The organism is Shewanella sp. SG41-3 (assembly GCF_014164545.1).
Classification (GTDB): Bacteria; Pseudomonadota; Gammaproteobacteria; order Enterobacterales; family Shewanellaceae; genus Shewanella; species Shewanella vesiculosa.
Window position 1 is genome coordinate 420,349 of record NZ_JACJFJ010000005.1, and the last position, 24,313, is coordinate 444,661.

The 24,313-nt window shown below is 40.7% G+C and carries 20 protein-coding genes; 12 read left to right on the forward strand and 8 right to left on the reverse strand.

All coding sequences use genetic code 11. The annotated features are described in order from the left end of the window. Window positions 1-26: 26 nt before the first annotated feature. Entirely contained in the window at window positions 27-836 is an 810-nt protein-coding gene (locus H5164_RS12665; RefSeq protein ID WP_182697422.1) for a tRNA-uridine aminocarboxypropyltransferase, read from the reverse strand. A gap of 71 nt (window positions 837-907) precedes the next feature. Then, on the reverse strand, window positions 908-2,248 hold the full coding sequence (pssA, locus tag H5164_RS12670) for a CDP-diacylglycerol--serine O-phosphatidyltransferase (RefSeq protein ID WP_124014952.1): 1,341 nt from the start codon (window positions 2,246-2,248) through the stop codon (window positions 908-910). A 722-nt stretch (window positions 2,249-2,970) separates the two neighbouring features. Here pssA and dacB point away from each other — a divergent pair. The 3 genes from dacB (at window position 2,971) to katG (ending at window position 9,007) form a co-directional block, all read left to right on the forward strand. Continuing rightward, the gene (dacB, locus tag H5164_RS12675) at window positions 2,971-4,542 is read left to right on the forward strand and encodes a D-alanyl-D-alanine carboxypeptidase/D-alanyl-D-alanine-endopeptidase (protein ID WP_182756436.1); all 1,572 of its coding nucleotides are present in this window, start codon (window positions 2,971-2,973) and stop codon (window positions 4,540-4,542) included. A gap of 231 nt (window positions 4,543-4,773) precedes the next feature. Next, window positions 4,774-6,186, forward strand: a complete 1,413-nt coding sequence (locus tag H5164_RS12680) for a TonB-dependent receptor (RefSeq protein ID WP_124014954.1) — start codon at window positions 4,774-4,776, stop codon at window positions 6,184-6,186. Between the two features lie 634 nt (window positions 6,187-6,820). Continuing rightward, complete coding sequence (katG, locus tag H5164_RS12685) at window positions 6,821-9,007, forward strand: catalase/peroxidase HPI (RefSeq protein WP_182697424.1); 2,187 nt, start codon at window positions 6,821-6,823, stop codon at window positions 9,005-9,007. 116 nt (window positions 9,008-9,123) lie between these two features. Here katG and H5164_RS12690 read toward each other — a convergent pair whose 3' ends face one another. The 3 genes from H5164_RS12690 to seqA form a co-directional block, all read right to left on the reverse strand. Then, on the reverse strand, window positions 9,124-9,531 hold the full coding sequence (locus H5164_RS12690) for a hypothetical protein (protein ID WP_182756438.1): 408 nt from the start codon (window positions 9,529-9,531) through the stop codon (window positions 9,124-9,126). Between the two features lie 142 nt (window positions 9,532-9,673). Beyond that, window positions 9,674-11,317 (reverse strand): phosphoglucomutase (alpha-D-glucose-1,6-bisphosphate-dependent), encoded by a 1,644-nt coding sequence (pgm, locus tag H5164_RS12695; RefSeq protein ID WP_182756440.1) that lies wholly within the window; start codon window positions 11,315-11,317, stop codon window positions 9,674-9,676. A gap of 53 nt (window positions 11,318-11,370) precedes the next feature. Further along, complete coding sequence (seqA, locus tag H5164_RS12700; protein WP_182756451.1) at window positions 11,371-11,997, reverse strand: replication initiation negative regulator SeqA; 627 nt, start codon at window positions 11,995-11,997, stop codon at window positions 11,371-11,373. 302 nt (window positions 11,998-12,299) lie between these two features. Between seqA and H5164_RS12705 the strand changes: the two genes are divergently transcribed. The 9 genes from H5164_RS12705 (at window position 12,300) to H5164_RS12745 (ending at window position 19,716) form a co-directional block, all read left to right on the forward strand. Beyond that, on the forward strand, window positions 12,300-13,073 hold the full coding sequence (locus H5164_RS12705) for an alpha/beta fold hydrolase (RefSeq protein ID WP_182741804.1): 774 nt from the start codon (window positions 12,300-12,302) through the stop codon (window positions 13,071-13,073). Between the two features lie 98 nt (window positions 13,074-13,171). Beyond that, window positions 13,172-13,393 (forward strand): DUF2788 domain-containing protein, encoded by a 222-nt coding sequence (locus H5164_RS12710; protein WP_124014960.1) that lies wholly within the window; start codon window positions 13,172-13,174, stop codon window positions 13,391-13,393. A gap of 8 nt (window positions 13,394-13,401) precedes the next feature. Further along, window positions 13,402-13,674: a LexA regulated protein gene (gene ybfE / locus H5164_RS12715; protein ID WP_011637372.1), complete on the forward strand. Its 273-nt coding sequence runs from the start codon at window positions 13,402-13,404 to the stop codon at window positions 13,672-13,674. A 51-nt stretch (window positions 13,675-13,725) separates the two neighbouring features. Next, window positions 13,726-14,253: a flavodoxin FldA gene (gene fldA / locus H5164_RS12720; protein ID WP_124014961.1), complete on the forward strand. Its 528-nt coding sequence runs from the start codon at window positions 13,726-13,728 to the stop codon at window positions 14,251-14,253. Window positions 14,254-14,347: 94 nt separating this feature from the next. Then, window positions 14,348-15,535, forward strand: coding sequence for an elongation factor P maturation arginine rhamnosyltransferase EarP (gene earP, locus H5164_RS12725; RefSeq protein ID WP_182756453.1), 1,188 nt, complete (start codon window positions 14,348-14,350; stop codon window positions 15,533-15,535). A 49-nt stretch (window positions 15,536-15,584) separates the two neighbouring features. Then, the gene (gene efp, locus H5164_RS12730; RefSeq protein WP_124014963.1) at window positions 15,585-16,145 is read left to right on the forward strand and encodes an elongation factor P; all 561 of its coding nucleotides are present in this window, start codon (window positions 15,585-15,587) and stop codon (window positions 16,143-16,145) included. Window positions 16,146-16,422: 277 nt separating this feature from the next. Beyond that, window positions 16,423-17,637 carry a pyridoxal phosphate-dependent aminotransferase gene (locus tag H5164_RS12735; protein WP_182756455.1) on the forward strand — a complete coding sequence of 405 codons (1,215 nt, stop codon included), beginning with the start codon at window positions 16,423-16,425 and terminating at the stop codon, window positions 17,635-17,637. 105 nt (window positions 17,638-17,742) lie between these two features. Continuing rightward, window positions 17,743-18,330, forward strand: coding sequence for a 5'-deoxynucleotidase (gene yfbR, locus H5164_RS12740; RefSeq protein ID WP_182723790.1), 588 nt, complete (start codon window positions 17,743-17,745; stop codon window positions 18,328-18,330). 9 nt (window positions 18,331-18,339) lie between these two features. Then, window positions 18,340-19,716, forward strand: a complete 1,377-nt coding sequence (locus H5164_RS12745) for an anti-phage deoxyguanosine triphosphatase (RefSeq protein ID WP_220492697.1) — start codon at window positions 18,340-18,342, stop codon at window positions 19,714-19,716. A gap of 142 nt (window positions 19,717-19,858) precedes the next feature. On the opposite strand, the gene H5164_RS12750 is transcribed toward H5164_RS12745, so the two are convergent. Genes H5164_RS12750 through H5164_RS12760 form a run of 3 tightly spaced genes read right to left on the reverse strand, consistent with a single transcriptional unit; the run spans window position 19,859 to window position 24,128 of the window. Next, on the reverse strand, window positions 19,859-20,779 hold the full coding sequence (locus H5164_RS12750) for a carbohydrate kinase (protein WP_182699073.1): 921 nt from the start codon (window positions 20,777-20,779) through the stop codon (window positions 19,859-19,861). Between the two features lie 2 nt (window positions 20,780-20,781). Then, window positions 20,782-22,308: a mannitol dehydrogenase family protein gene (locus H5164_RS12755; protein ID WP_404948424.1), complete on the reverse strand. Its 1,527-nt coding sequence runs from the start codon at window positions 22,306-22,308 to the stop codon at window positions 20,782-20,784. A gap of 59 nt (window positions 22,309-22,367) precedes the next feature. Next, window positions 22,368-24,128: a cytosine permease gene (locus tag H5164_RS12760; RefSeq protein WP_182756460.1), complete on the reverse strand. Its 1,761-nt coding sequence runs from the start codon at window positions 24,126-24,128 to the stop codon at window positions 22,368-22,370. Between the last annotated feature and the right edge of the window lie 185 nt (window positions 24,129-24,313).

Sequence of the window (24,313 nt, forward strand, 5' to 3'; positions counted from 1 at the left end):
CAACCGTTTGGCGTCGATTAAGCCGCCTAAATACTGCGTTTTATGTGCTCATGACTGACTTTTAATGCGAGTTTAAACGCATCAATATACACAGCAATTGGGGTTAAGGTTTCTTTTGCGCGGCGATTACGCCCAAGCAATGAAGATTCTACGAATAAATCAAACCAGGTCGATAGTGCCAAACCATTTTGAGGCTCTTGAGCAGCGCTTAATGCCAGCGCCGCAACTTCAGCTGTGCCTAACTGAAAATCATGACTGCCTTTACGTAGTGCATAAGTCGCTAAGGTTTCTGGCGCAAATGATAATACCGGCATTTGATGTAAATACGGGCTTTTGCGATACATTTTGATTGCTTCGCGCCAACTGCCATCAAGCATTACCAACAAAGGAATTTTAGCTTGCCCCTGCTCCGAAGTTAGCAAGGCTGGGGTTATTTGCTCAACAATAATTTGCTCGCTCTGCACATATTGTTGTGGAAACACTAAAAAGGGTTGGTATTGAGGATTATCGAGTAACGCTAACATTGCGCTGTCGGTATCTGTTCGAGTCCATAAAAATGCATGGGTATCTGGAATTAAATCAGCAATTAACCTGCCGCTATTAGTGGGCTTTAAGACTTCGTCGTTATACATCACCAACATAAAGCTAACGTTAGTGGTTAAATATTGCCGATGTTCACAGGTACAAAATAATTCACCTAAGAGACAAAGATTACACCTAATCAGCTTCTTACCGCGGGCACCAAACGGCTTAGTCGATAATGACTTTCGGTATTCATGTAAGCGATGGACTGCATGAATAGGCGGTTTAATTGATTTTATTGATAACTCTGACATTAAAGAACTCTGAGGTGAAAAAAATTCATCACCAAATTTGGTGATGAACGGATATGACACTGATGAGGTAATTATAAGATACGCCGCAATAAAAAGTCTGCTTTTAAACGGCGAATTCGATTCATAATTTTTTTCACTGGTTTTGGGTACTTCTGCAAGGTATCAATTTGGCTATAATGAAATAATCGTTCAGTGTGGAGTAAAATATAGTGCTGCTCTTTGATGAACGACTCTTTCCAACTCCCCGACTCATCATGCAACAATAAACCATTTTCTAAATCTAACGCCCAAGCTCGCGGGTTTAAGTTAGAGCCGGTGATCAGATGCTTGCGATTATCGGCACTAATGCCTTTCAAATGAAAGCTGTTAATCCCATCTTTCCATAAATGAATATTAAGTTGTCCATTCTCGATCGCCCACTGCTGATTTTTGGCAAATTTACGCAGTGATTGTTCATACATGTAAGGCAATGCACCAATGGTTGAAAAATCCTGATCCGGTGGAATATAAAAGTCATTGGCGGTTTTATCACCTACAACGATATCTATTTTCTTCCCTTCACGCAGGTGTCTAGCTAATGCACGAGTCAAAATCGTTGGTGGATTGAAATAAGGGGTACAAATAAACAGCTCTTTTGTAGAGGAATCAACCAGGTTTATCACAGTGTCGTTTAATTGGTTGTTCTTTCTGCCAAGGCCAACTAACGGTGTAATACGGTTACCGACTGTGGTTGACTTGTACTGATAGCGCACCTGAGATAAACGATGTTTAAAGCTTTTGATGTCGTTCTTTTCAGGGTTTTCTTCAATATCGCCAGATTGACTTAATATGCTTACAGCAGGATCACTGACGATATCTTGTTTGATCATGTCACGCATGCTGCGAGCAAGCTCTGGACAGTCAATAACATGATATCTATCGAACCGATATTTTTCTTGTTGTTGTAAATAAATATTGTTAATGCTCGCGCCACTGTAAATCACGGCGTCGTCAATAATAAAACCTTTAAGATGCAACACGCCCATAAATTCTCGCGACTTTACTGGCACGCCCACTATATCAAATGGGTGTGACGCTTCAGCCATTAATTTACGGTATAAAATATAGTTGCCACTGTCGCCCTTTTGACCAATTAAGCCGCGGCGTGCACGGTGGTAATCAACTAATACCTTAATATCTATTTGTGGATTTTGGGCTTTGACGTCTAATAACGCCTGCAATACTTCACGACCTGCTTCATCATCTTCAACATATAATGCCGCGATGTAAATTGAAGATGTTGCCGCTGCGATTTTAGTTAGCAAGGCTTGCTTAAAATCTTTCGGGTTAAGCAACCAAGACACAGCATCTGCATTTAGGGCAATACCACCTAGCTTATCCAGCAAGGCATCCTCCTTAAAATGGGTGACCATTACGCTTATCAGTAATGGGATCAAATTCAAAAACATCACAGCGATATATTGTAATTGTGAGTACGCTGTTCAATTGTTTAACAAGCATAAGGTTGCATGTTTAAGCACACGCTATGTTTGCCTCGACATAAAGGCCAATTTTATAACCAACCTCAACTGATGATGTTTCTTACAACGCGATTGCGATAATACTGACAAAATAACATCTCAGTAAAAACAATACTGTTTAACGATAAATTATCGCCAGTCTATCAAACTCAAATCTGCTTTTGCTAAGACACAATATGCAATCAAATACTGCTGTTGCAGCACTGTAGCATTGATATTTGGCAGATAGTTGAGATTGGCGTCCTCTTAAGCTGATAGAAATTACCGATTAACAAGGTGATGAGCAAGATTTTTCTTACTTAGCAGCCGTTTTAGTGTGTTTTTTTGTCGATAATTAATACTTTAATGCCATATTGCTTGCGAACTAGCCAGCCTATGGTCAGCTATAGAAACATGATAATCACACTAAAGGGATAAGCATGTCATCAAAAAGGACGAAACATTATCAAATTCGTATCAGCCAAGGTTAGCATCAGCTACCATAACCTATCGTTAGTGATACCTAGATGTAGACTTATATGACTTCAATACTATTCCATCTCCCACGGCCACATTTATCTCATAGGCAACAACCTTTATGGCTGAGGCGTACTTTATCTCTATTAGGGTCTTTGATGATCATCTGCCTACCAAATACCGTCAGCGCTGCCGAGCAGCTTATTCGACCTGCGGTGGTGCAACCACAGATACCTTCTTCACCCCTAGATAATATTAATCAACAACCCGCAGCCCTGTATCTGGATAATATGTTGCAACTATTAAAGCCGATACATTCACAACTGGGCATTACCGTGTGGGATATGACCAGTCAAAAAACAGTATTTCAATATAATAATCAATCATTAATGCAACCTGCTAGTGTTCAAAAACTGTTAACCGCATTGGCAGCAACCAAGCAACTCGGTAAACAATTTAGCTATCAAACCCAACTCACAACCTTAGCCGATCAACCGCTGGATAAAACTCAGATTAACAATGGGGTTTATTCTGGTGACATTTATATCGAATTCAGTGGCGATCCAACCTTAACATTCCAAGATTTACATCAACTTCTTGGTTCCTTAAGCACGTTGGGGATCACAAAACTTACCGGGAATATTATGTTGGCGAGCGAACAAGACAGCCAATTACAGGCACCTGGCTGGGTATGGGACGATTTAGGGATTTGCTACGCTGCGCCAATCTCACCTTTTATCATTAATAAAAATTGCGTCTATGGTCGATTATCCACCAATGGTTACAATAAAGTGGCGAAAATCACCATGATGGGAAATCGCCCAATTGACATCACTAATGACGCATATTTTGTTTCACCTACCATAGACAACCCAGTGGTAAAGCCCGCTGTTACATTACCAGTGGCCAATGCTCTGCCTGCATACCTCACTGAGTCAGTACCCCAGTGTCAGTTAACCTTAAGTCGTTTCGATAATAATCGCTATCACCTAAGCGGTTGTCATGTCGGGGCTAAGTCATTACCTTTAGCAATAGCCATTAGCGATCCGCAAATTTACGCTCAGCACACCATAGCTAAACAACTCGAATCTTTAGGAATTAGCTATAACCACCCCATTACGACAATTAAGATGAACAAGCAGCCCAAGTTTATGGCTCAACGGCAAGTTATTGCCAGCCACCAATCTGATGCTTTACCGCAATTGCTAGAAACCATGTTACTCGAATCAGATAATTTAATTGCCGACAGTTTATTAAAAAAACTCGGTGAGGTGTATTATCAAACCCCAAGCGACTTTGCTCGCAGTGGCCAGGCATTGAAAACCATTCTGTACTCGATAGGTATCGACTTATCGACGGCAAACATTGCCGATGGTTCAGGTTTATCACGCTATAACTTGCTCACACCAGAACACGTATTAAGTGTACTCACCGTCATATATCAACAACCAGAATACCGATTCTTGCTCGATTTACTTCCAGAGTCAGGTGTCAGTGGCACCTTACGTTACAAACGTTATTTTAATAAATCACCACTTAAACATCATGTATTTGCAAAAACCGGCAGTATGCTAGGAATTGCAAACTTGGCCGGTAGAGTGAATGTGAGTAATGGTCATAACTATTTATTTGTGTTGTTTGAAAATGGCTTAAGTCCTCAAATTAAAAAACAGCAAAAAGCCCCCTTTTCTGCGGTATTTTTACAAACCATGATGGATGTACCTAGATAATAAAGTTATAAAGCCGCAACGTGTATGGTTGCGGCAATCATGCTATTAACGCGATCCTCACGGTTGACGATGATCAAAAGTGTCGCAATAAACATCTATAAGCTATTCAAAAAGGTTAAATTATTAATTTATCGCCACAAATATCCTTTCAGCACTAGCGGATATTTTAACTTGCTATAACATTGTTAGCAGTAATCTTAAGATACCAATGTTTTATCGTGTGGAGATATTATGGATAAGCAAGTCAGTTCCCGTGGCACAAAAGAAAAAGCTCTTCGTTTAAACCTAGACGAAAAAAAGTACGGCACTATAGTTGAAATTGGTGCAGGACAAGAAGTCGCACGTAACTTTTTTGTCGCTGGTGCTGCTGCGGGTACGATAGCGAAAACCATGTCGGCCTATGATATGAAATTTTCTGACGCTATTTACGGTGTTCAAGAAGATGGTCGTTATGTAAGTAAAGCACGCGTATTGGCAATGATGGAGCAAGAGTTTGATCTCGTTGTTGACCGTGTAGGAGCTATTCGCTCTAAGTCTTCGCGTTATTTTACCTACGCAGCAACTGTCTCAGCCAAGAGCTTTAATCGTAAAAATGAATGTCATGCATGGTGTGGTGTGCGAATTCAAATGTACCCGGGGGCAGAGCCGTCTAATATTGTTGTTCATGTGCGTATGTTTGACGATACCGCTGAAGCACAACAACAAGCATTAGGGATTTTAGGGGTCAACCTCATTTACGCCAGTTATTACTATTTTGAAGATCCGAAAATGATTATCGATTCATTAACCGATAACATGAAAGCTAATCGAATAGAGATTGATTGTATCGACTTTCAAGGGCCCTACTTTGAAGATGTCGACAATCAAGCCAAGAATATTCATCTTATTCGCAGTTGGAAAACGCGCGCCATTATGTTTAAAGCGGATGGCAGTGTCGCAGTTCCTGCTGACATGCTTTACAAAAAGAACGTATTAACCATTCGAGGTTCATTTAAGCCAGTAACAAAACTTAATGTCGATATGATCGAACAAGGCTATAAAGCCTTTTCCTTACTCGATGGTGTAACAGATAAAAGTACCGTATTGATTGCTGAAATATCCTTAAATGACTTGAGCGGTAAAGATGCCAACATGTCTGAAAAAGACATTATGGAACGGGTCAAGTTACTTAATTTACTCGGCTACAATGTCATGGTTTCCGACTATACCCGATATTTCTCGTTACGAGCCTATTTCCGCCAATACACCCAATTACAAATCGGCATTGTGGTCGGTATGGTTAATATTAAACAAATTTTTGATGAAGAATATTATCGCGGTATGGAAGGCGGAATACTCGAAGCATTCGGTAAATTATTCCCCGATAACACGCGCTTGTTCGTTTACCCTGAACGAGATGAAAAAGGTGATCTGAATAACTTAACGACCATTAGTGTCCCCAATAATCTGCGCTATTTATTCCGTCATGTTCTCGATAATGGCTTTATCACCAGTATTGAGTCGAGCAACCCTGATTTATTTAATATTTTCTCGCGAGAAATTTTACAACAAATTTGCCGCGGTCAAGGCGATTGGATTAACGCCGTTCCGGAAGCCGTAAGCAAAGCAATCATGGAACAAAAATTATTTGGTTATCGTGGATAAAACCCTACCAACAGTCACCCTTAAGCATTTGATTTAAAGATTATTGATCACTGTAAAGCAACAACCTTTTGGCACAACTGCTATAGTGTATTATCGCTTCAATGGCTAACCTGTATTGGGTTAGCCATTTTTATGTGTAGCACCTAGACAATGCGCTAGCCGTTAATAAAACTCATCTATTTTTACTTCCTCAATGCAATAAGAACTGGTTCTACATCCAGATAATTGCCTTAACAATGCTTATCGTTAAGGCTAATGATGTATTTAAACCTAACCCACTAAATGGCATTGGCATAAAACATGTCAGTCACAGCGGCTTTAAAAAAGGTTAATGGTGTTAATCTTGGCTCTCATTAGGGCTTGTTGATAAACAGTGTAAACATTATGACTTGGCAAAACCGACGGTATATTTCCATCATGATGTTATTTACTGGCGCATTTATGGTATTGATAACTAGACTGAGTTTATTACGTTAGCGCAAACTTGAATCAACGACTTACTTTTATGTATCAATAAAAGCGATTAACAGAACCGGAAAAAGTCGCTTTAATTAGTAACCACAGTCAGTTAGCCTGAGCTTGTCATCCAATGATATATCAAAATTAAGCTACTCTAGTGATAAAGGGAAATCTCATGGACAAAGTACAACATAGTCAAGGTAAGTGCCCTGTTATGCATGGCAGCAATACTTCAAACGATAGCCATAACATGGATTGGTGGCCTAAAGCGATCAATCTCGATATTCTCCATCAGCATGACAAAAAGACGGATCCAATGGATCCGACGTTTAATTACAGCGAAGCATTCAAAAGCCTCGATCTCGCTGCTGTAAAACACGATTTAACCACTTTAATGACAGACAGTAAGGATTGGTGGCCAGCAGATTGGGGCCATTATGGTGGATTAATGATCCGCATGGCTTGGCATTCTGCAGGTACATATCGAATTGCTGATGGTCGTGGTGGCGCAGGGACTGGCAATCAACGCTTTGCACCAATCAATAGCTGGCCTGATAACGTTAACCTCGATAAAGCGCGCAGACTGCTTTGGCCGATCAAAAAGAAATATGGCAATAAACTCTCTTGGGCTGATTTGATCATTTTAGCCGGTAACGTAGCTTATGAGTCTATGGGGTTAAAAACATTTGGTTTTGCAGGTGGCCGCGCCGATATATGGCATCCAGAAACAGATATTTATTGGGGATCTGAAAAACAATGGCTTGCCCCAAGCGGTTCAGAGCACAGCCGCTATTCTGGTGAAAGAGATCTTGAAAATCCATTAGCAGCCGTAATGATGGGATTAATTTACGTCAACCCTGAAGGTGTTGATGGTAATCCTGATCCATTAAAAACCGCCCATGATATTCGCACTACCTTTGAACGTATGGCAATGAATGACGAAGAAACCGTCGCGTTAACCGCGGGTGGACATACTGTTGGTAAATGTCACGGTAATGGCAATGTCGACAATTTACAAGCCGAACCTGAAGGTGCTGAATTAGAAGACCAAGGCTTTGGTTGGTTAAATAAAACCAGTCGAGGCATAGGCCGAGATACCGTTTCCAGTGGAATCGAAGGTGCCTGGACAACCCATCCTACTCAATGGGATAACGGCTACTTTGAATTACTGCTTAACTACGAGTGGGAACTGAAAAAGAGTCCGGCTGGTGCATGGCAATGGCAACCTATCGACATCAAGGAAGAGCATAAACCGGTTGATGTTGAAGACCCATCTATTCGCTTAAGTCCAATTATGACCGATGCTGATATGGCGATGAAAATGGATCCTGAATATCGCAAAATTTCAGACCGTTTTTATCAAGACCCTGCCTATTTCTCAGAGGTGTTTGCCCGCGCGTGGTTTAAACTGACTCACCGTGATTTAGGTCCTAAAAGTCGTTACCTTGGAACTGATGTGCCTGCTGAAGATCTTATTTGGCAAGACCCTATTCCACAAGTCGATTACAGCTTAAGTGAACAAGAAATCACTGAGCTTAAAGCTAAAATTTTATCCAGTGAATTAAGCATTGCTGAACTCGTGGCGACAGCTTGGGACAGTGCCCGAACTTTCCGAGGTTCAGATTATCGCGGTGGAGCCAATGGGGCGCGTATTCGTTTAGCGCCGCAAAAAGACTGGCAAGGCAATGAACCCACAAGATTAAATAAAGTGTTAGATACCCTAACTGACATTCAAGCTGGACTAACAAAACCTGTGAGTATGGCCGACTTAATCGTCCTAGGCGGAACCGCTGCGGTTGAAAAAGCAGCTCACGCAGCAGGGGTTAAGATTACTGTGCCATTTGCTCCTGGTCGTGGTGACGCCACTGCAGAGCAAACCGATATTGAATCATTTGAAGTGTTAGAGCCATTACACGATGCTTATCGTAATTGGCAAAAGAAGGACTACATTGTTCAGCCTGAAGAAATGATGCTCGATCGTACTCAATTAATGGGCCTAACCGCTCATGAAATGACGGTCTTGGTCGGCGGTATGCGAGTACTAGGTACTAACTATGACAATACTAAACACGGCGTATTTACCGATAATGTAGGCGTATTATCGAATGACTTTTTTGTAAATTTAACCGATATGTCATACACATGGAAACCTGCCGGCGATAACCTGTATTACATCATCGATCGCAAAACAGGCAAGATGAAGTGGTCTGCGACGCGTGTTGATTTGGTCTTCGGCTCAAACTCTATTTTACGCTCTTATGCAGAAGTCTATGCTCAAGATGACGCAAAAGAAAAGTTTGTTAAAGACTTTGTTAAAGCATGGACTAAAGTAATGAATGCTGATCGATTTGATTTAGCGTAGTGACTATCGTCAGTAATAATGTTTAGTTTGTAATATAACAACAGGGCAGAATGTATTATTCTGCCCTGTTGTTATATTGGGTTAAATCGCTCAATACAGGTTAAGTAACCTCAAGATCAATTCATACGCTTTACTTCAAAATCCATTTTCACTTTTACTGGTACTCGCTTAATATTCGATGCCGCAGGCTCATACTGCTGTTTTGGCATCTTATTGACCAATGCTTGCGTCATCCAGCGCTCTGGCTGCGAGCCAATAAGCTCTTTACTGACTTCGTTACCGTTTGAGTCAATCGTAATATAATATTCGCCCTTACCTGCACCTCTTGGTAACCAATCAGGACGTTTGTTTAACATTACAGGTTTAATCTGCTCCAATAACCAATATTGATTGAGTTGAGAATTTTCAATAGTGATTACCTTTGTATTAAACACGGCTTGAGGTACTTGAACAGTTTCAAGTTGAGTTTGGCAAGCCGTTAACATCATTGCCGGTAAAAAAAGTAGTGACATATATTTATTCATTAATATCTTCCTTGAAATGACTTAACATTAATTATTAACAACCAACAGTTAAGCCATACTGACAAAAAAATCTCATCAATAGAAGCAAAAAAAGCACTGAAAATCAGTGCTTTTTATATTGATTAAACAACTAACAGTAAACTTAGCCTTTTAAGGCTTGGTCAATCATAGTCTGTGCTTGAGTAATAATGTCATCCAAATGCTGCTGACTAATAAAGCTTTCGGCGTAGATTTTAAACAAGGCTTCAGTACCTGATGGACGCGCAGCAAACCAGCCATTTTCGGTAGTGACTTTAATGCCACCAATGGCGGCATTATTGCCAGGTGCGTGGCTTAAAATAGCCGTAATGGGTTCACCCGCTAATTGAGTGTCAGTGAAACTATCACGATTTAATTGCTCAAACTTGGCCTTTTTCTTAAGGCTAATAGGGCTATCAATACGAGTATAAAAACTCTCGCCAAACTTGGTCGTTAACTCTTGATAACGCTGAGCGGGTGTTTTACCGGTTACGGCTAAAATCTCCGCCGCAAGCAAGGCTAAAATAAAACCATCTTTATCGGTACACCAAGTACTGCCATCACGCTTTAAAAAAGCGGCACCGGCACTTTCTTCACCGCCAAATGCTATGGTGCTTTGGGCTAAGCCATCAACAAACCATTTAAAACCAACTGGTACTTCTAAACAAGGACGGCCTAAGGCATTACAAACCCTGTCGATCATCGCGCTTGATACTAAGGTTTTACCAACAGCTAACGACTCTGACCATTGCGGACGATGGGTCATTAAATAATCTATCGCAACAGCTAAGTAATGATTCGGGTTCATCAAACCAAATCCCGGGCACACAATACCGTGGCGGTCATAATCTGGGTCATTACCAACACATAAATCATAATCTTCGCTGAAGGCTAATAAGCCTGCCATCGCATAAGGAGAGGAGCAATCCATGCGGATTTTGCCGTCTTTATCTAATGGCATAAAGCCAAAAGTAGGATCAACTTTGTCATTAACTAAGGTGATATCAAGACCATATTGTGTCGCAATGTGTTGCCAATAATAAATACCTGACCCACCTAAAGGATCAACACCTATTCGAATGTTGGCTTTTTTAATCGCCTCCGTATCAATCACTTCAGCAAGAGATTCAACATAAGGTGCAATAAAATCAACTTCATCAATCCAGCCCGATTTAACCGCGACACCGTAATTGACTTTTTTAACGCCTGACAGCTGATTGGCGAGATATTCATTGGCTTTTGTTTCGATGATTTTAGTAATTTCACCTTCAGCAGGTCCACCATGAGGTGGATTGTACTTAATGCCACCATCTTGTGGAGGATTGTGCGAAGGCGTAATGATTAAACCATCGATTAAGGCAGCAGGTGCAGACGAATTGGCACGAACAATAGCTTGAGACACGACAGGTGTCGGGGTAAAACCGTCATCTTGTTGAATTAATACTTTGACTTGGTTAGCCGTTAACACTTCAATGACGGACATAAACGCCGCATAAGACAGTGCATGAGTGTCAAAACCAACAATCATTGGACCGGTAATATTGGCAGAAATACGATAATCAACCACAGCTTGGGTGATAGCCCATATATGGTTTTGATTAAAACTAGCGGTATAGGCACAACCACGATGGCCTGAAGTGCCAAACGTCACTTTTTGCTGCACGTCTTCCACGTTTGGAATAATGCGATAATAATGACTCATTAATTTAGGAATATTCACTAAATCCGTTTGTAAAGCTTGCTGCCCTGCGCGTGTGTGAATGGCCACGAATGGTCTCCTGTTAGTAAATGAAAAATATAATTCTCAACAAAATTCAAACATTAAATGTGTTCAGCGATACTCTTGGCTCGTTCACTATCGCAACCTAAATGCTCTAATACTTCAGTTAATATCGTTTGTTTTTTGGCAGTATTGTTATTGGTTGTCACCCAAAACCCGCTAGCAGCGATTTCTTTTGGATTAGAAGATTGACTAGAATTGAGTAGCGCTTGTTTAGAACGGGCAAAATACAAGCGCCCTTTCCCTTGTACATTCAGTACTTTATCAAAGTCACTGCGAGCTGTGGTTTCAAGACTGGCTAATAAGTGCATAAAACGCCCTACTGCACCTTTTTGCTGGCTCAACAAATGCTGACTAACAATAGCATCAAAATCAATCGTTGCTGGTGCCGATGTTTGTTCATCCGCAGGATTGTATTGGCCGGTGCTATTTTGTTCAGCAATGATTTTTTCAACAGCAGCTTTTGCTTGGTTAAAAACCGGATGATGATTAGCTGCTGATTCAGATTCTAAACTGGGCTGACTGATGGAATCGGGTAAACTTATATCGACATTTTCAACTGACAAGTTCAGTAAACGACGTAAAATATCCGAAGCGCTTTCGCCAATGCGTTCAGTCTTACTGGCAATAAAGCGATAAAGTTCTTCGTCAATCTCAATGTATTTCATCAGAGTCATCCTTTTTCTATCAGTCTTTGTTACTACTGTCGCCATTATTTGACTGGCGCTTGGTAATTCGGGAGCGCAGATCGCCTATTACTAATGCGATCAAAAATTATGGCTTCAGTGTAAGCCAAGCTTAACCAACTAATAAAGTCACAAAATCATTAAATGGCCTATATTCTTAAAAATTTATCAAAAGGCGGGTAAAATATCATCAACAATGGTCACTATCGTTATGATGACTTGATTTGATTGGCTCATTACAGCAAAATCTGCCGTACAAATTGTCCCAATGAGCTTATTGCGTTATGCATTTCGTATCTTCTGGTCAAGGTGAAGCCGTCCTACTTATTCACGGGCTATTTGGCAATCTTGATAATCTAAAAAATCTCGGTAGTGTACTTGAACAACAGCATCAAGTTATTCGGGTTGACGTCCCCAATCATGGCTTAAGTGAGCATTGGGACCAGATGGACTACCCACAGTTGGCTGATGCCATGATAGATGTTCTCGATGAATTACATCTTACACAAGCCCATGTGGTTGGCCACTCAATGGGTGGTAAAATTGCCATGGCAATGGCACTGCTACATCCTGAGCGAGTTATAAGCTTGGTTGTTGCCGATATCGCACCTGTTGCCTACAGCCCAAGACATCAAATCGTGTTTGCAGGCCTAACCAGTTTAGAATTAAACGCCAATACCACGCGCAAATCTGCCTTAGTACATTTAACGTCTGCCGGTATTGATGAGCCAACATCGCAGTTTCTACTTAAGAATCTGCAACGCACTGATAGCGGTTTTGAATGGAAAATGAATTTAACTGGGCTAATTGAATCTTATGATCGTATTATTGGCTGGACATTACCGTTAACAGATGACAATCATTTCGATAAGCCTGCATTATTTATCCGTGGCGGTGAGTCAAATTATGTCACGGCTGAACATCGCGATGAGATCATGCGTCAATTTCCACATGCCAGCGCGAAAACATTAAATGGCACTGGTCATTGGTTACATGCCCAAAAGCCAGAGATATTTAACCGTATCGTGTCTGAGTTTATTGAACAAAACCAAGGGTAAATTTTTAATATTTCCCCTTTTGTACATAGCCGATCGTATCCTGATGTGATATATTCGCGCCCTCTTTTCGCCAGACACTTAATCGCGAAGGTAGAAGTATGTTAAACCAATACATGGATCAAATTGAAGCGGTTGGCTTAAACCTGTTTTTTGCATCGATATTCTTTTTTATCGGCATGGCTATCCATGATGTGCTTAAACAGGGTGACGTCCCTAAATTTGGTCGATATATTGTTTGGGCAGTGTTATTCCTCGGCTGCGCCGGGTTTATTGCAAAAGGTATTATTCAGATGACCTGGGAAGGCTCTGGGATCGGTTAAAGAGTACAATGGCAAAAGAAACAACAGATAGAACGACTATTGACCTTTTTGCCGCAGAAACTCGCCGTGGGCGTCCGAGAAGTAACCCACTGTCTCGTGAGCAGCAATTAAAGATCAATAAGCGTAACCAAATTCAGCGTGATCGCGCTAACGGTTTAAAACGAATAGAGTTAAAGGTGTCACAAGATTTATATGATGCCTTGAACCAACAAGCTTTGAACAGTAACATCAGCCGTAGCCAGTTAATCGAATTTATTCTGCAACAGCAACTCGACAACTGAGACGTTTTTAGAACATCGCACAACGCGAACTAGATATTTAAAGGATAGACAATGGCAACTGTAGGTCTTTTTTTCGGTAGCGACACTGGCAACACCGAAGCTGTAGCCAAAATGATCCAGAAAAAACTGGGTAAAAGCATGTTAGATGTCAAAGACATCGCCAAGAGTACTAAAGAGCAAATTGCTGAATACGATTTGCTTATGTTTGGTATTCCAACTTGGTATTACGGCGAAGCACAGTGTGATTGGGATGATTTTTTCCCGGAACTTGAGCAAATCGACTTCACCGATAAACTAGTCGCTATTTTTGGTTGTGGTGACCAAGAAGATTATGCTGAATACTTCCTTGATGCTATGGGCATGATACGAGATATCGTTGAAGCTCGTGGTGGCATTATTATTGGTAATTGGCCATCAGAAAGTTATAACTTTGAAGCATCTAAAGGCATGGCTGATGACAAGCACTTTGTTGGTTTAGGGATTGACGAGGATCGTCAGCCAGAACTTACCGAAGAACGTGTTGACGGTTGGGTTAAGCAGATATATGAAGAAATGTGTTTAGCTGAGTTAGAAGACTAACCCACATCATCAGATTAGTTTTGTGATTGAAAGCGGCTTTATAGCCGCTTTTTTATGCCTATAGTTTAGGTTTAATGATTAAGTAACTATTAATATGTCAGTCCATCATTCAAACCCATTATCCCCTCATTGGGATATCTTTTGTACCGTGGTTGATAACTACGGCGACATAGGTGTAACTTGGCGTTTAGCTAAACAATTGGCAAGCGAATATGGCATACCCATTAATTTATGGGTCGACGATCTATTGAGTTTTTCTCATATTTTACCCTTGCTAAATCCTGCAAAAAGCCAGCAGGAATTTAATGGTGTGAATATTTTTCATTGGGAAACCCCAATTAAAATAGAGTATAAAGCTGGTGCTGTGATAATAGAAGCCTTTGCCTGTGAATTACCATCACAGGTTAAATCTATTATTGGCCAGTTACATATTCAGCCAGATACTCAGACGCCTATTTGGTTAAACCTTGAATATTTAAGCGCTGAAAAATGGGTTGATGGCTGTCATGGACTACCATCGACACAGCCAAATGGTGTTAAGAAGTGGTTTTACTTTCCAGGATTTAGCCCTAAAACTGGCGGACTGATTTGTGAAACACAATTATTCAAGCAACGAGATCAATGGCAAGCCGATCCTAAACATAAATTAGCATTATTCGAGCAACTAGATTTGCAGGGTATTAATGCTCAAGATAGGGTAATCAGTGTTTTCAGTTATGAAACTCCCGCGTTAACTGCGCTGTGTGAATTATGGCAAGCATCGCCAACACCCATCCATGCGCTTATCCCTAAAGGCCGTAGTTTACATAGTTTATCCAGTTTATTGCCTTGCGCCATTGCAGATTTGATGCCCGGTCAACAATTTACTCTTGGCAACCTAACCATACATATATTACCTATGACAGATCAAAATGACTTTGATCGCTTGCTATGGAGCTGTGATTTTAATATTGTGCGGGGTGAAGATTCGTTTTTACGTGCTCAATGGGCCGCAAAACCCTTTATATGGCACATTTATCCTCAAGAAGATGATTATCACCTGGTAAAATTACAAGCTTTTATGCAAATTTACTGCGATAATCTTGCTCCAGAAATTGCTACCACTTGGTCTGAGGTGAATTCGGCCTTCAACTGTGGTGATACAAACTCGGTAGTAATGCACTGGCAACAGTTAAATTCTGTTAGTTTGCCTTTAACGCACCATGCGATTAAATGGCCAATTAACGCGTTAAATGATGCAGATCTTGCGAGTCGACTCGTTCAATTCGTTAACAATTGCTAAGATACTGCTCTATAAATAAAAAAAGTCCAAATATATAGGAAATAGTGAAATGAAAACTGCTCATGAAATCCGTCCTGGTAACGTGATCATGTTAGATGGCAGCCCATGGGTTGTTCAGAAGACTGAAACAACTCGTTCTGGCCGTAACGCTGCAATCGTTAAGTTAAAATTAAAGAACGTATTGCTAGATTCTGGTACTGAACAAACCTTTAAAGGTGAAGACAAGTTAGACGATATCATTTTAGAACGTCTTGATTGTACTTACTCTTACTTTGCTGACCCTATGTATGTATTCATGGATGAAGAATACAACCAGTATGATGTAGAAGCTGACAACTTAGGTGATGCTGCTGACTATATCATTGATGGTATGGAAGACGTTTGCCAAGTGACTTTCTACAACGAGAAAGCAATTTCTGTTGAATTACCAGTTCACATTGTACGTGAAGTTATCTACACAGAGCCTTCAGCTCGTGGCGACACTTCAGGCAAAGTAATGAAGCCAGCTACCATTACTGGTGGTGGTACTATTACGGTAGCTGACTTTGTTAAAGTGGGTGACAAGATCGAAATTGATACTCGTACAGGCGAGTTCAAAAAGCGCGTTTAATCGCCAGTTAACTTGGGTTATTAGTAAAATAGTAATAACACAAGTCAACTCATTAAAAGCCAGCACTACGTGCTGGCTTTTTTGTTATTAAACCCTATATCACCGCTAAAAACAGCGTCATAAACAGCATAAAACACTGAAGCAAAGCCTAATTTAGCCCAAAAAACAGTATTTTTGACTGATATTATTATCATTTTTACCCATTTGCCCCTTTCACAATAACGATAAATTCGTTATGGTTCGCTAACTTAAGCCGTATTTAGTTATTGAGAGTAGTATGCGACCCATTATCAAATCCAATAAACTTGACTCTGTTTGCTACGATATCCGTGGACCAGTGCATAAAGAAGCCCGCCGTTTAGAAGACGAAGGTCATCGTATCTTAAAGCTTAATATCGGTAACCCGGCCCCGTTTGGATTTGAAGCGCCAGAAGAAATTGTGCGTGACGTTATTTTAAATCTACCAAGCGCTCAAGGATATTGTGAGTCAAAAGGCTTATTTTCTGCCCGCAAGGCAATTGTGCAACATTATCAAGCACAAGGTATTTTTGGGGTTGATATTGAAGATATCTATATTGGTAATGGTGTGTCAGAACTTATCGTCATGGCTATGCAAGGTTTGCTCAATACTGATGATGAAGTCCTTATCCCCTCGCCTGATTACCCGTTATGGACAGCAGCAGCAAACCTCGCTGGCGGCAAAGCAGTGCATTATCGGTGTGATGAAGAAGCTGATTGGTTTCCTGACTTAGACGACATTAACAGTAAAATTAGCATTCGCACCCGCGCGATAGTATTAATCAACCCAAACAACCCTACTGGCGCGGTTTACAGTAAAGAGTTGTTGTTGCAAGTTATTGAGCTATGTCGCCAGCACGATTTGATTTTATTTGCTGATGAAATTTACGATAAAATTCTCTATGACGAAGCTAAACATATTCCTGCAGCAGGCTTGTCTGATGATATTTTAACTATCACCTTTAATGGCTTATCAAAAGCGTATCGCGCCGCAGGCTTTCGTGTGGGTTGGATGATGTTATCGGGTAATTTAAAAGCCGCTAAAAGCTACATTGAAGGTTTAGAAATGCTTGCTTCAATGCGCTTGTGCGCCAACGTACCCAATCAACATGCGATTCAAACCGCATTGGGCGGCTATCAGTCCATTAATGAGCTGATATTACCTAATGGCCGTTTAACGATTCAACGTGATGCAGTGTATGAATTGCTTAACCAAATTCCTGGTGTCAGTTGCAAAAAGCCTCAAGGTGCCTTGTACGCATTCCCGAAATTAGACATGAAAAAGTTTAATTTACGCGATGACGAACGCTTGGTATTAGATTTACTCAGAAATAAAAAGATTTTGCTAGTTCAAGGCACAGCCTTTAATTGGCCAGAACCGGATCATTTACGCGTGGTTTTTTTACCGTATAAAGAAGATCTAACTAAAGCAATGACTGAATTTGGCAATTTCTTAGAAGATTATCGTCAATAGACACAATATCTCTGCCATAAAATACTAAGCGACTGAACAGTCGCTTTTTTTTATCGATAAGCTGCTGTAAGCTGAGACAAACTATTGAGCGCAGTAAGGAGTCTCATGAGTCATTTATTTGCCCATTTATCACGGATGAAACTGATCCAACGTTGGCCGTTAATGCATAACGTACGCCGTGAAAACGTTCAAGAGCATTCGCTGCAAGTGGCGATGGTCGCTCACGCTTTAGTGATCATCAGTAATAAAAAATTCGCTACTGACTTAGATGCTAATAAAGCGGCTGCGATTGCCATTTATCATGATGCCAGTGAAATTTTGACCGGCGACTTACCGACACCAGTAAAGTACTTTAATAAAGAAATCGAAGCTGAATATAAAAAAATAGAAGCTATAGCAGAACAGCGTATGCTGGAAATGGTCCCTGTTGAGTTTAGAGAAGATTATCGTAGTCTGTTTATCAGTGAAGAAGCCGACCCACAATATAAGGCCATTGTAAAAGCGGCGGATACACTTTGCGCATATTTAAAGTGCCTAGAAGAACAAAAAGCCGGTAATAGTGAATTTAATAGTGCCCGTAAACGTTTAGAACAAATGTTAGACGATAACACTAACCCTGCTGTAGGTTATTTCCGTGAGTGTTTTATTCCAAGTTTCACATTGAATTTAGACGAAATTAATCAAATGCTGTAAAGGAATTTTATGCCTGATAACACCATCGAGTCCAGTGATACACAACAGAGAAGTCGTTGGCTACAGCGTTTACTCGGTGAAGATAAACAACGCCGAAATGATCATCGTAGTCCATTTCAGCGTGATCGCGCCCGTATTCTGCATTCAGCTGCATTTCGTCGGCTTCAAGCCAAAACACAAGTGCTTGGCGTTGGTATGAATGACTTTTATCGCACTCGGCTGACACATTCATTAGAAGTGTCACAAATTGGTACTGGCATTACTGCTCAACTACGGCGGAAATATCCAGAACTGCGGTATTTACTCAATTCAATGAGCCTTATTGAATCAATTTGTTTAGCCCATGACATAGGCCATCCTCCTTTCGGACATGGCGGTGAAGTGGCATTAAATTACATGATGCGCCATCATGGTGGCTTTGAAGGCAATGGGCAAACCTTTCGGATTTTAACTCGTTTAGAACCCTACACGCCTTCATGGGGAATGAACCTGACCCGCCGAACGTTACTCGGGGTAATGAAATATCCCGCAACTCATGGGCAGTTATTTGTGGATCAACAACGTCCAGATATCGCTAATCACCGTCAATTAAAACCCTCAGAATGGCCGCCGGTGAAAGGATTGTTTAATGATGACAAGCCCATTATTGATTGGGTATTAGCGCCATTATCCGAGTCTGACAGGCAATTATTTATCAGCAGTGAACAAAGCCATACGCACCTTGATTATCCCCATTTAAAAACACGCTATAAATCATTTGATTGCTCAATTATGGAGTTGGCTGATGACATAGCTTACGCAGTACACGATCTCGAAGATGCCATTGTCATGGGGATTGTCAACCAACATCAGTGGCAACGCGATGTGGTCGATCAATTAACTGAAATCAAAGATCAATGGCTGATATCGGAAATGGCTAGCATTGGTGGCAAACTGTTTTCCCATGAGCATCATTTACGTAAAGATGCTATCGGTACCTTAGTCAACGGTTTCGTCACCGCGATTGGTATTAGTGCCAATCCGCAGTTTGACGAAGACTTATTAAAATATAATGCCGAACTGGAGCCAGACTTTGCTGCAACATTGCATGTACTGAAACAATTAGTATTCAAGTACGTTATTCGTAAACCGGAAATCCAAATGCTGGAATACAAAGGCCAACAAATTGTGATGGAATTATTTGAAGCATTTGCCTCAGATCCTGAACGTCTTTTACCCGTCAATACTCGTGAGCGATGGTTAGCGGAGCGTAATGAAGGGAATAATTCAATGCGAGTGATTGCCGATTATATTTCTGGCATGACAGATGGATTTGCAAGTCGCTTACATCAGCAACTATTTGGTTCAAAAGCAGCGGGTATTATGGAGTTAAGCAGCGAGCAATAAAATTAATTGCCGCCGTTAAGTTTCCATAAAAAAGCGCTTGGTCATTACGACCAAGCGCTAACGGGTTAGATAAGAGGAAATAACCCACACTTCTCACACTTCTCACACTTCACACACTTCACACAAAAAAACATCGCACTGTTTACTTTGGGTACATAAACGCTTGGATTTGATTTAACGTCAGCTGTGGCGTAGCCCCATGAGACTGAGCAACCATAGCACCCACTGCACAAGCAAAATCAATCGCATACTGCGGATTAGTATCAGTGCACAATTGATACAGTAACGACCCTAAAAAAGAATCTCCGGCGCCAACGGTATCAACTACATTGACTAAATAACCTGAATTATAATACTTCTTCCCAGCAATACTCAGTAATGCACCATGACTGCCTTTGGTGACACATAAATAATCGGTATGGGTTTGGACAGCAATAAACTCGAGATTTTGCTCAAGTGAGTGAAATGGCGAGCCCATGGCCTTAGCGATTTCGTAGAGTTCATCATCATTGAGCTTAATAAAATCTGCTTGCTTCATTAACTCGACAATACTCTCAAGTTGATAATGTGGCGCACGAAGATTGACATCAAACACACTAAATTTGGCTAAACCTACCAGCGCCGTTAATGTACCAAGTGACACCGCACTTCGACCGATTAAACTGCCAAACACCAACACATCTGAACAATGAACAAGATCGATGATAGCGTCAGTTAATGCGATATTGTCCCACGCAGTATCCGCGACGATGTCATAAGACGCCGAACCACTTTTATCTAAGCTCACTTGCACTGTACTGGTACTTTTTTCGGTATCAATGGCGATACAATTCCGATTAACGCCGCGTTCATCAATGAAAGCCAATAATTCATGACCCAATTGATCGTCGCCAACCGCACTGATCATTGCCCCTTTAATCCCCAGGGCGTTGAGTCTGACACAGACATTTAACGGCGCGCCGCCAACGCGTTTACCGTCAGGAAAACAGTCCCATAATACCTCACCAAAACAGCTGATATTGATATCTTCGGTGGCTTTATGATTGATTAATATACTGTTCATCACTATTCCTTAGCGTCTAATCTTGCTTGCATAATGGTTTTAATCTCACTTTCTGGTGCATATAAGGCCGCAATCGCTTGGCGATAATCTTGGCAAAAGCTTGCTTGATGACAAAGATCACCAAATAAATCGCTTAACTGTAAAAAAGCCAACGGATCTTGCGCCGTCTTGCTGGCAAAATCGTGTAATTGCGGTGCCATTTGGTCACTAATCGCTAATGTCTGCCCCTGCTGATCGACGCGCTTATCACTGTATAAACACCATGCCGCAATCACTAAAGTCGCCAATGAGCTATCGCGGCCTAAGGCGATATTTTCATTAATCGATGCAATGATAAATTTAGGCAATTTTGCCGAACTTTCTGAGCAAATACGCGCCAAACTGTCTTTAATGTTCGGATTGGCAAAACGTTCAATTAAGGTGTCTTTGTATTGGGTTAAATCAATCCCTTCAAGTTGTTCAATTAACGGCGTGACTTCATCGTCCATAAAGCGGCGTAAGTAGCCTGCAAATAGTGGATCAGATACTGACTCATCAATGGTGGCAAAGCCTTGGATAGATCCTAATAAACCTAATACTGAATGGCCAGCATTTAATAAGCGGATCTTCATTTTTTCAAACGGAGTAACATCAGCCACAAATTGTGCACCGACATTATCTAACGGTGGACGACCATCACTAAAATTATCTTCAATGACCCATTGGCTAAACGCTTCACACGTGATCGGCCATTGATCATTAATACCTAAGGTACTGGCAACATAGTCAATGTCGGCTTTGGTGGTCACTGGGGTGATACGATCTACCATCGCATTAGGAAACGAGACATTGTCTGCTATCCATTTGCCTAATTGAGTATCGTTTTTATTCACAAATGCCAACAGCATTTTACGAGTCATATCACCGTTATGCTGAATATTGTCACAAGACTGCACCGTAAAAGGTTTCATCCCTTTGATTTTACGTTGCTTCAATGCGGCAGTTAGATAACCAAATGCGGTAATAGGATCTTCTGGATAACTCATGTCATGAATAATATCTGGGTTAGAGTAATCAAACTCACCCGTAGCAGGGTTAAAGTTATAGCCCCCTTCAGTAATTGTCAGTGACACAATTTTAGTATGTTGATGTATCAATCGATCAATCACGGCTTGCTTATTTTCTGGTGCGAACAGAAAATCAATCATAGCACCAATCACTTGATGATCAATCTGACCATTCGGATGACGCACGGTTAAACTGTATAAGTAGTCTTGTTTAACCAACACATCACGTAAACTACGATTGGCTTCTAATAAACCAACGCCACAAATAGCCCAAGATTCAGAGCCCGGCTGTTTTAATAACTCATTAATGTATACCGCTTGATGAGCACGGTGGAAACCGCCAACACCAATGTGAACGATACCTGCTGTTAACTTACTACGATCGTACCTAGGTACATCAACATCACAAGGTAAAGTGGATAAACATTGTTGATTTAAGGTCTTAAGTGGAACGCTTACTTGTTGAGCGTGATGCATGTACATGCCTCATAAAATAATAAATGATGGAACTGAATGTTATTTCAATCAAATAACACTTCAGACTAAGACTCATTTGCCGTTGTTCGCATAAGTCTTGGTTCAGTAGTATGGTAATTTAATTTTTTATGTCTTCTTAATGCGACATAAGAACAACTAAAATAAATAACAGTACAAACCAGGCAGATGGTTTCAAACAGTGATTTATTAACGGCATAGATCTCCATCGTTGGGCTATAAAACATCACTCTTGCCGCCAAAATGCTAATCATAACTAATGAGAAAAATGCAAAACCATTGAGTAATTTTGTTAATTTACTGTGGTCTTCAACGTGAGGATTATCACCTTTGGCCATAGTATCCTGATATTGTGCAATTTGCTTTTGCTCTATTTCATCAGCTTTAATATGTTCAGAATAATCCAAACCTGCACCATATTTATTAGCTAATAAAGTATAAATAATAATGGTGAATATCCATGTAGGAATAAACAAATAATAAAATGAAATAATATCAAGCGTATTTAGGCCAAAACCAAACACGAGTGCTAATGCCCAAGATGCAATTGCCGGAGTGCTCTTGGTTAAGTTTTGATATTTAGCCCAATAACGAGTTAAACCAATCTTAGGAAATAACACGTGTTCAGCAAACACTATGCCTCCCACAGGAACGACTAATAAACCAGCGTAAGTCAATAAGGGTAACATCTGAGTAAATACAAACGGGAAACAGGCAATCACCATGGTCACAAGACCGACTATCGCAGTAGTCCGTTCACGAGATTGTTTAACAAATATCGACTGTGCAGCTAATCCTGCGCGATAGAGATTGGCGTTAGCAGTAGTCCAACCGGCAATAATAATAATCACAAAGCCAGAAAAACCTAGAGCTTGATATGCCACATCACCAGGATCGAGTTGACTAATAGTGGTCTTAAGTATGACGGCAGTCCCCGCCCCCATAATACCTGCGGAGATCCACGCTAAGTAATGACCAAAGAACATCCCGACACCTGATAATAAACCATAACTTTTACGTTTAGCGAAACGAAAAATTGCCATATCAATCAAACCAAAATGAGTAATTGAATTGGCGGCCCATGCAAAACCAATCACTTCGAGCAAGCCAATACCAGGCTCGCCTTTATCATTTAAGCCGGTCCAGATTGAGCTATCACCTATCGTCATAAAATCTTGCCAGCTATTGAGAGTAGTGCTACCAATCACATGATTTGCTAACGCTGGGAATAACGAAAAAGAACCCGCGATGAAGATAACAAATAACCAAGGCGCACAGATTTTAGAAAAATCTGCCACAGTCGAGAAACCATACATGGCGACCACAACAACAATTGAGCCAACGGCTAATACAATCATCACAAACCATAGACTACTGGGATACCAATTTAACTGTGCGGGAATATCAAACAAGAAGCGAACTGCAGTGGATGATACAGTGATCATTGCTGCCGATATCACCGAAAAGATCACCACGTTTGCCCAATTATAAAGCTTAGTCATCGAATCGCCGGCAATTTTATTTAAGTAATTATATAAACTTAAACGCGTTTCGACCGCAATTGGTGCAGTTAATAGCCACCATGAACACATGGCTAGTAGGTTACCAATAAGTAAGCCTAAAAGAATATCAATGGTCGACGCCCCTAAAGCGACAAACGTTGCCCCAATAACAAATTCAGTTGCGGCAACATGCTCCCCAGCATACAAACCTGCAAAATGTTTCCAACCGTGCAATTTATTTTTGGCAACGGGAAGTTGCTCTTCATTCATCAGTTTGAATGAAGCCTCATGTTGACTTATTGTCATTATTTTTATTTCCTGTTTAGGAGATAAGTAAAACCCTCACCTAAAAACGATGATAAAGTGATACTGTATAACCTTTACTGACTATTTATTATTTCGCTTGAGTAGAAATAATAACCCCATTTATATTTTTATCGTCCTTATTAATGACTAAAGCATTAGTATTAGTATTAGTATTAGTATTAGTA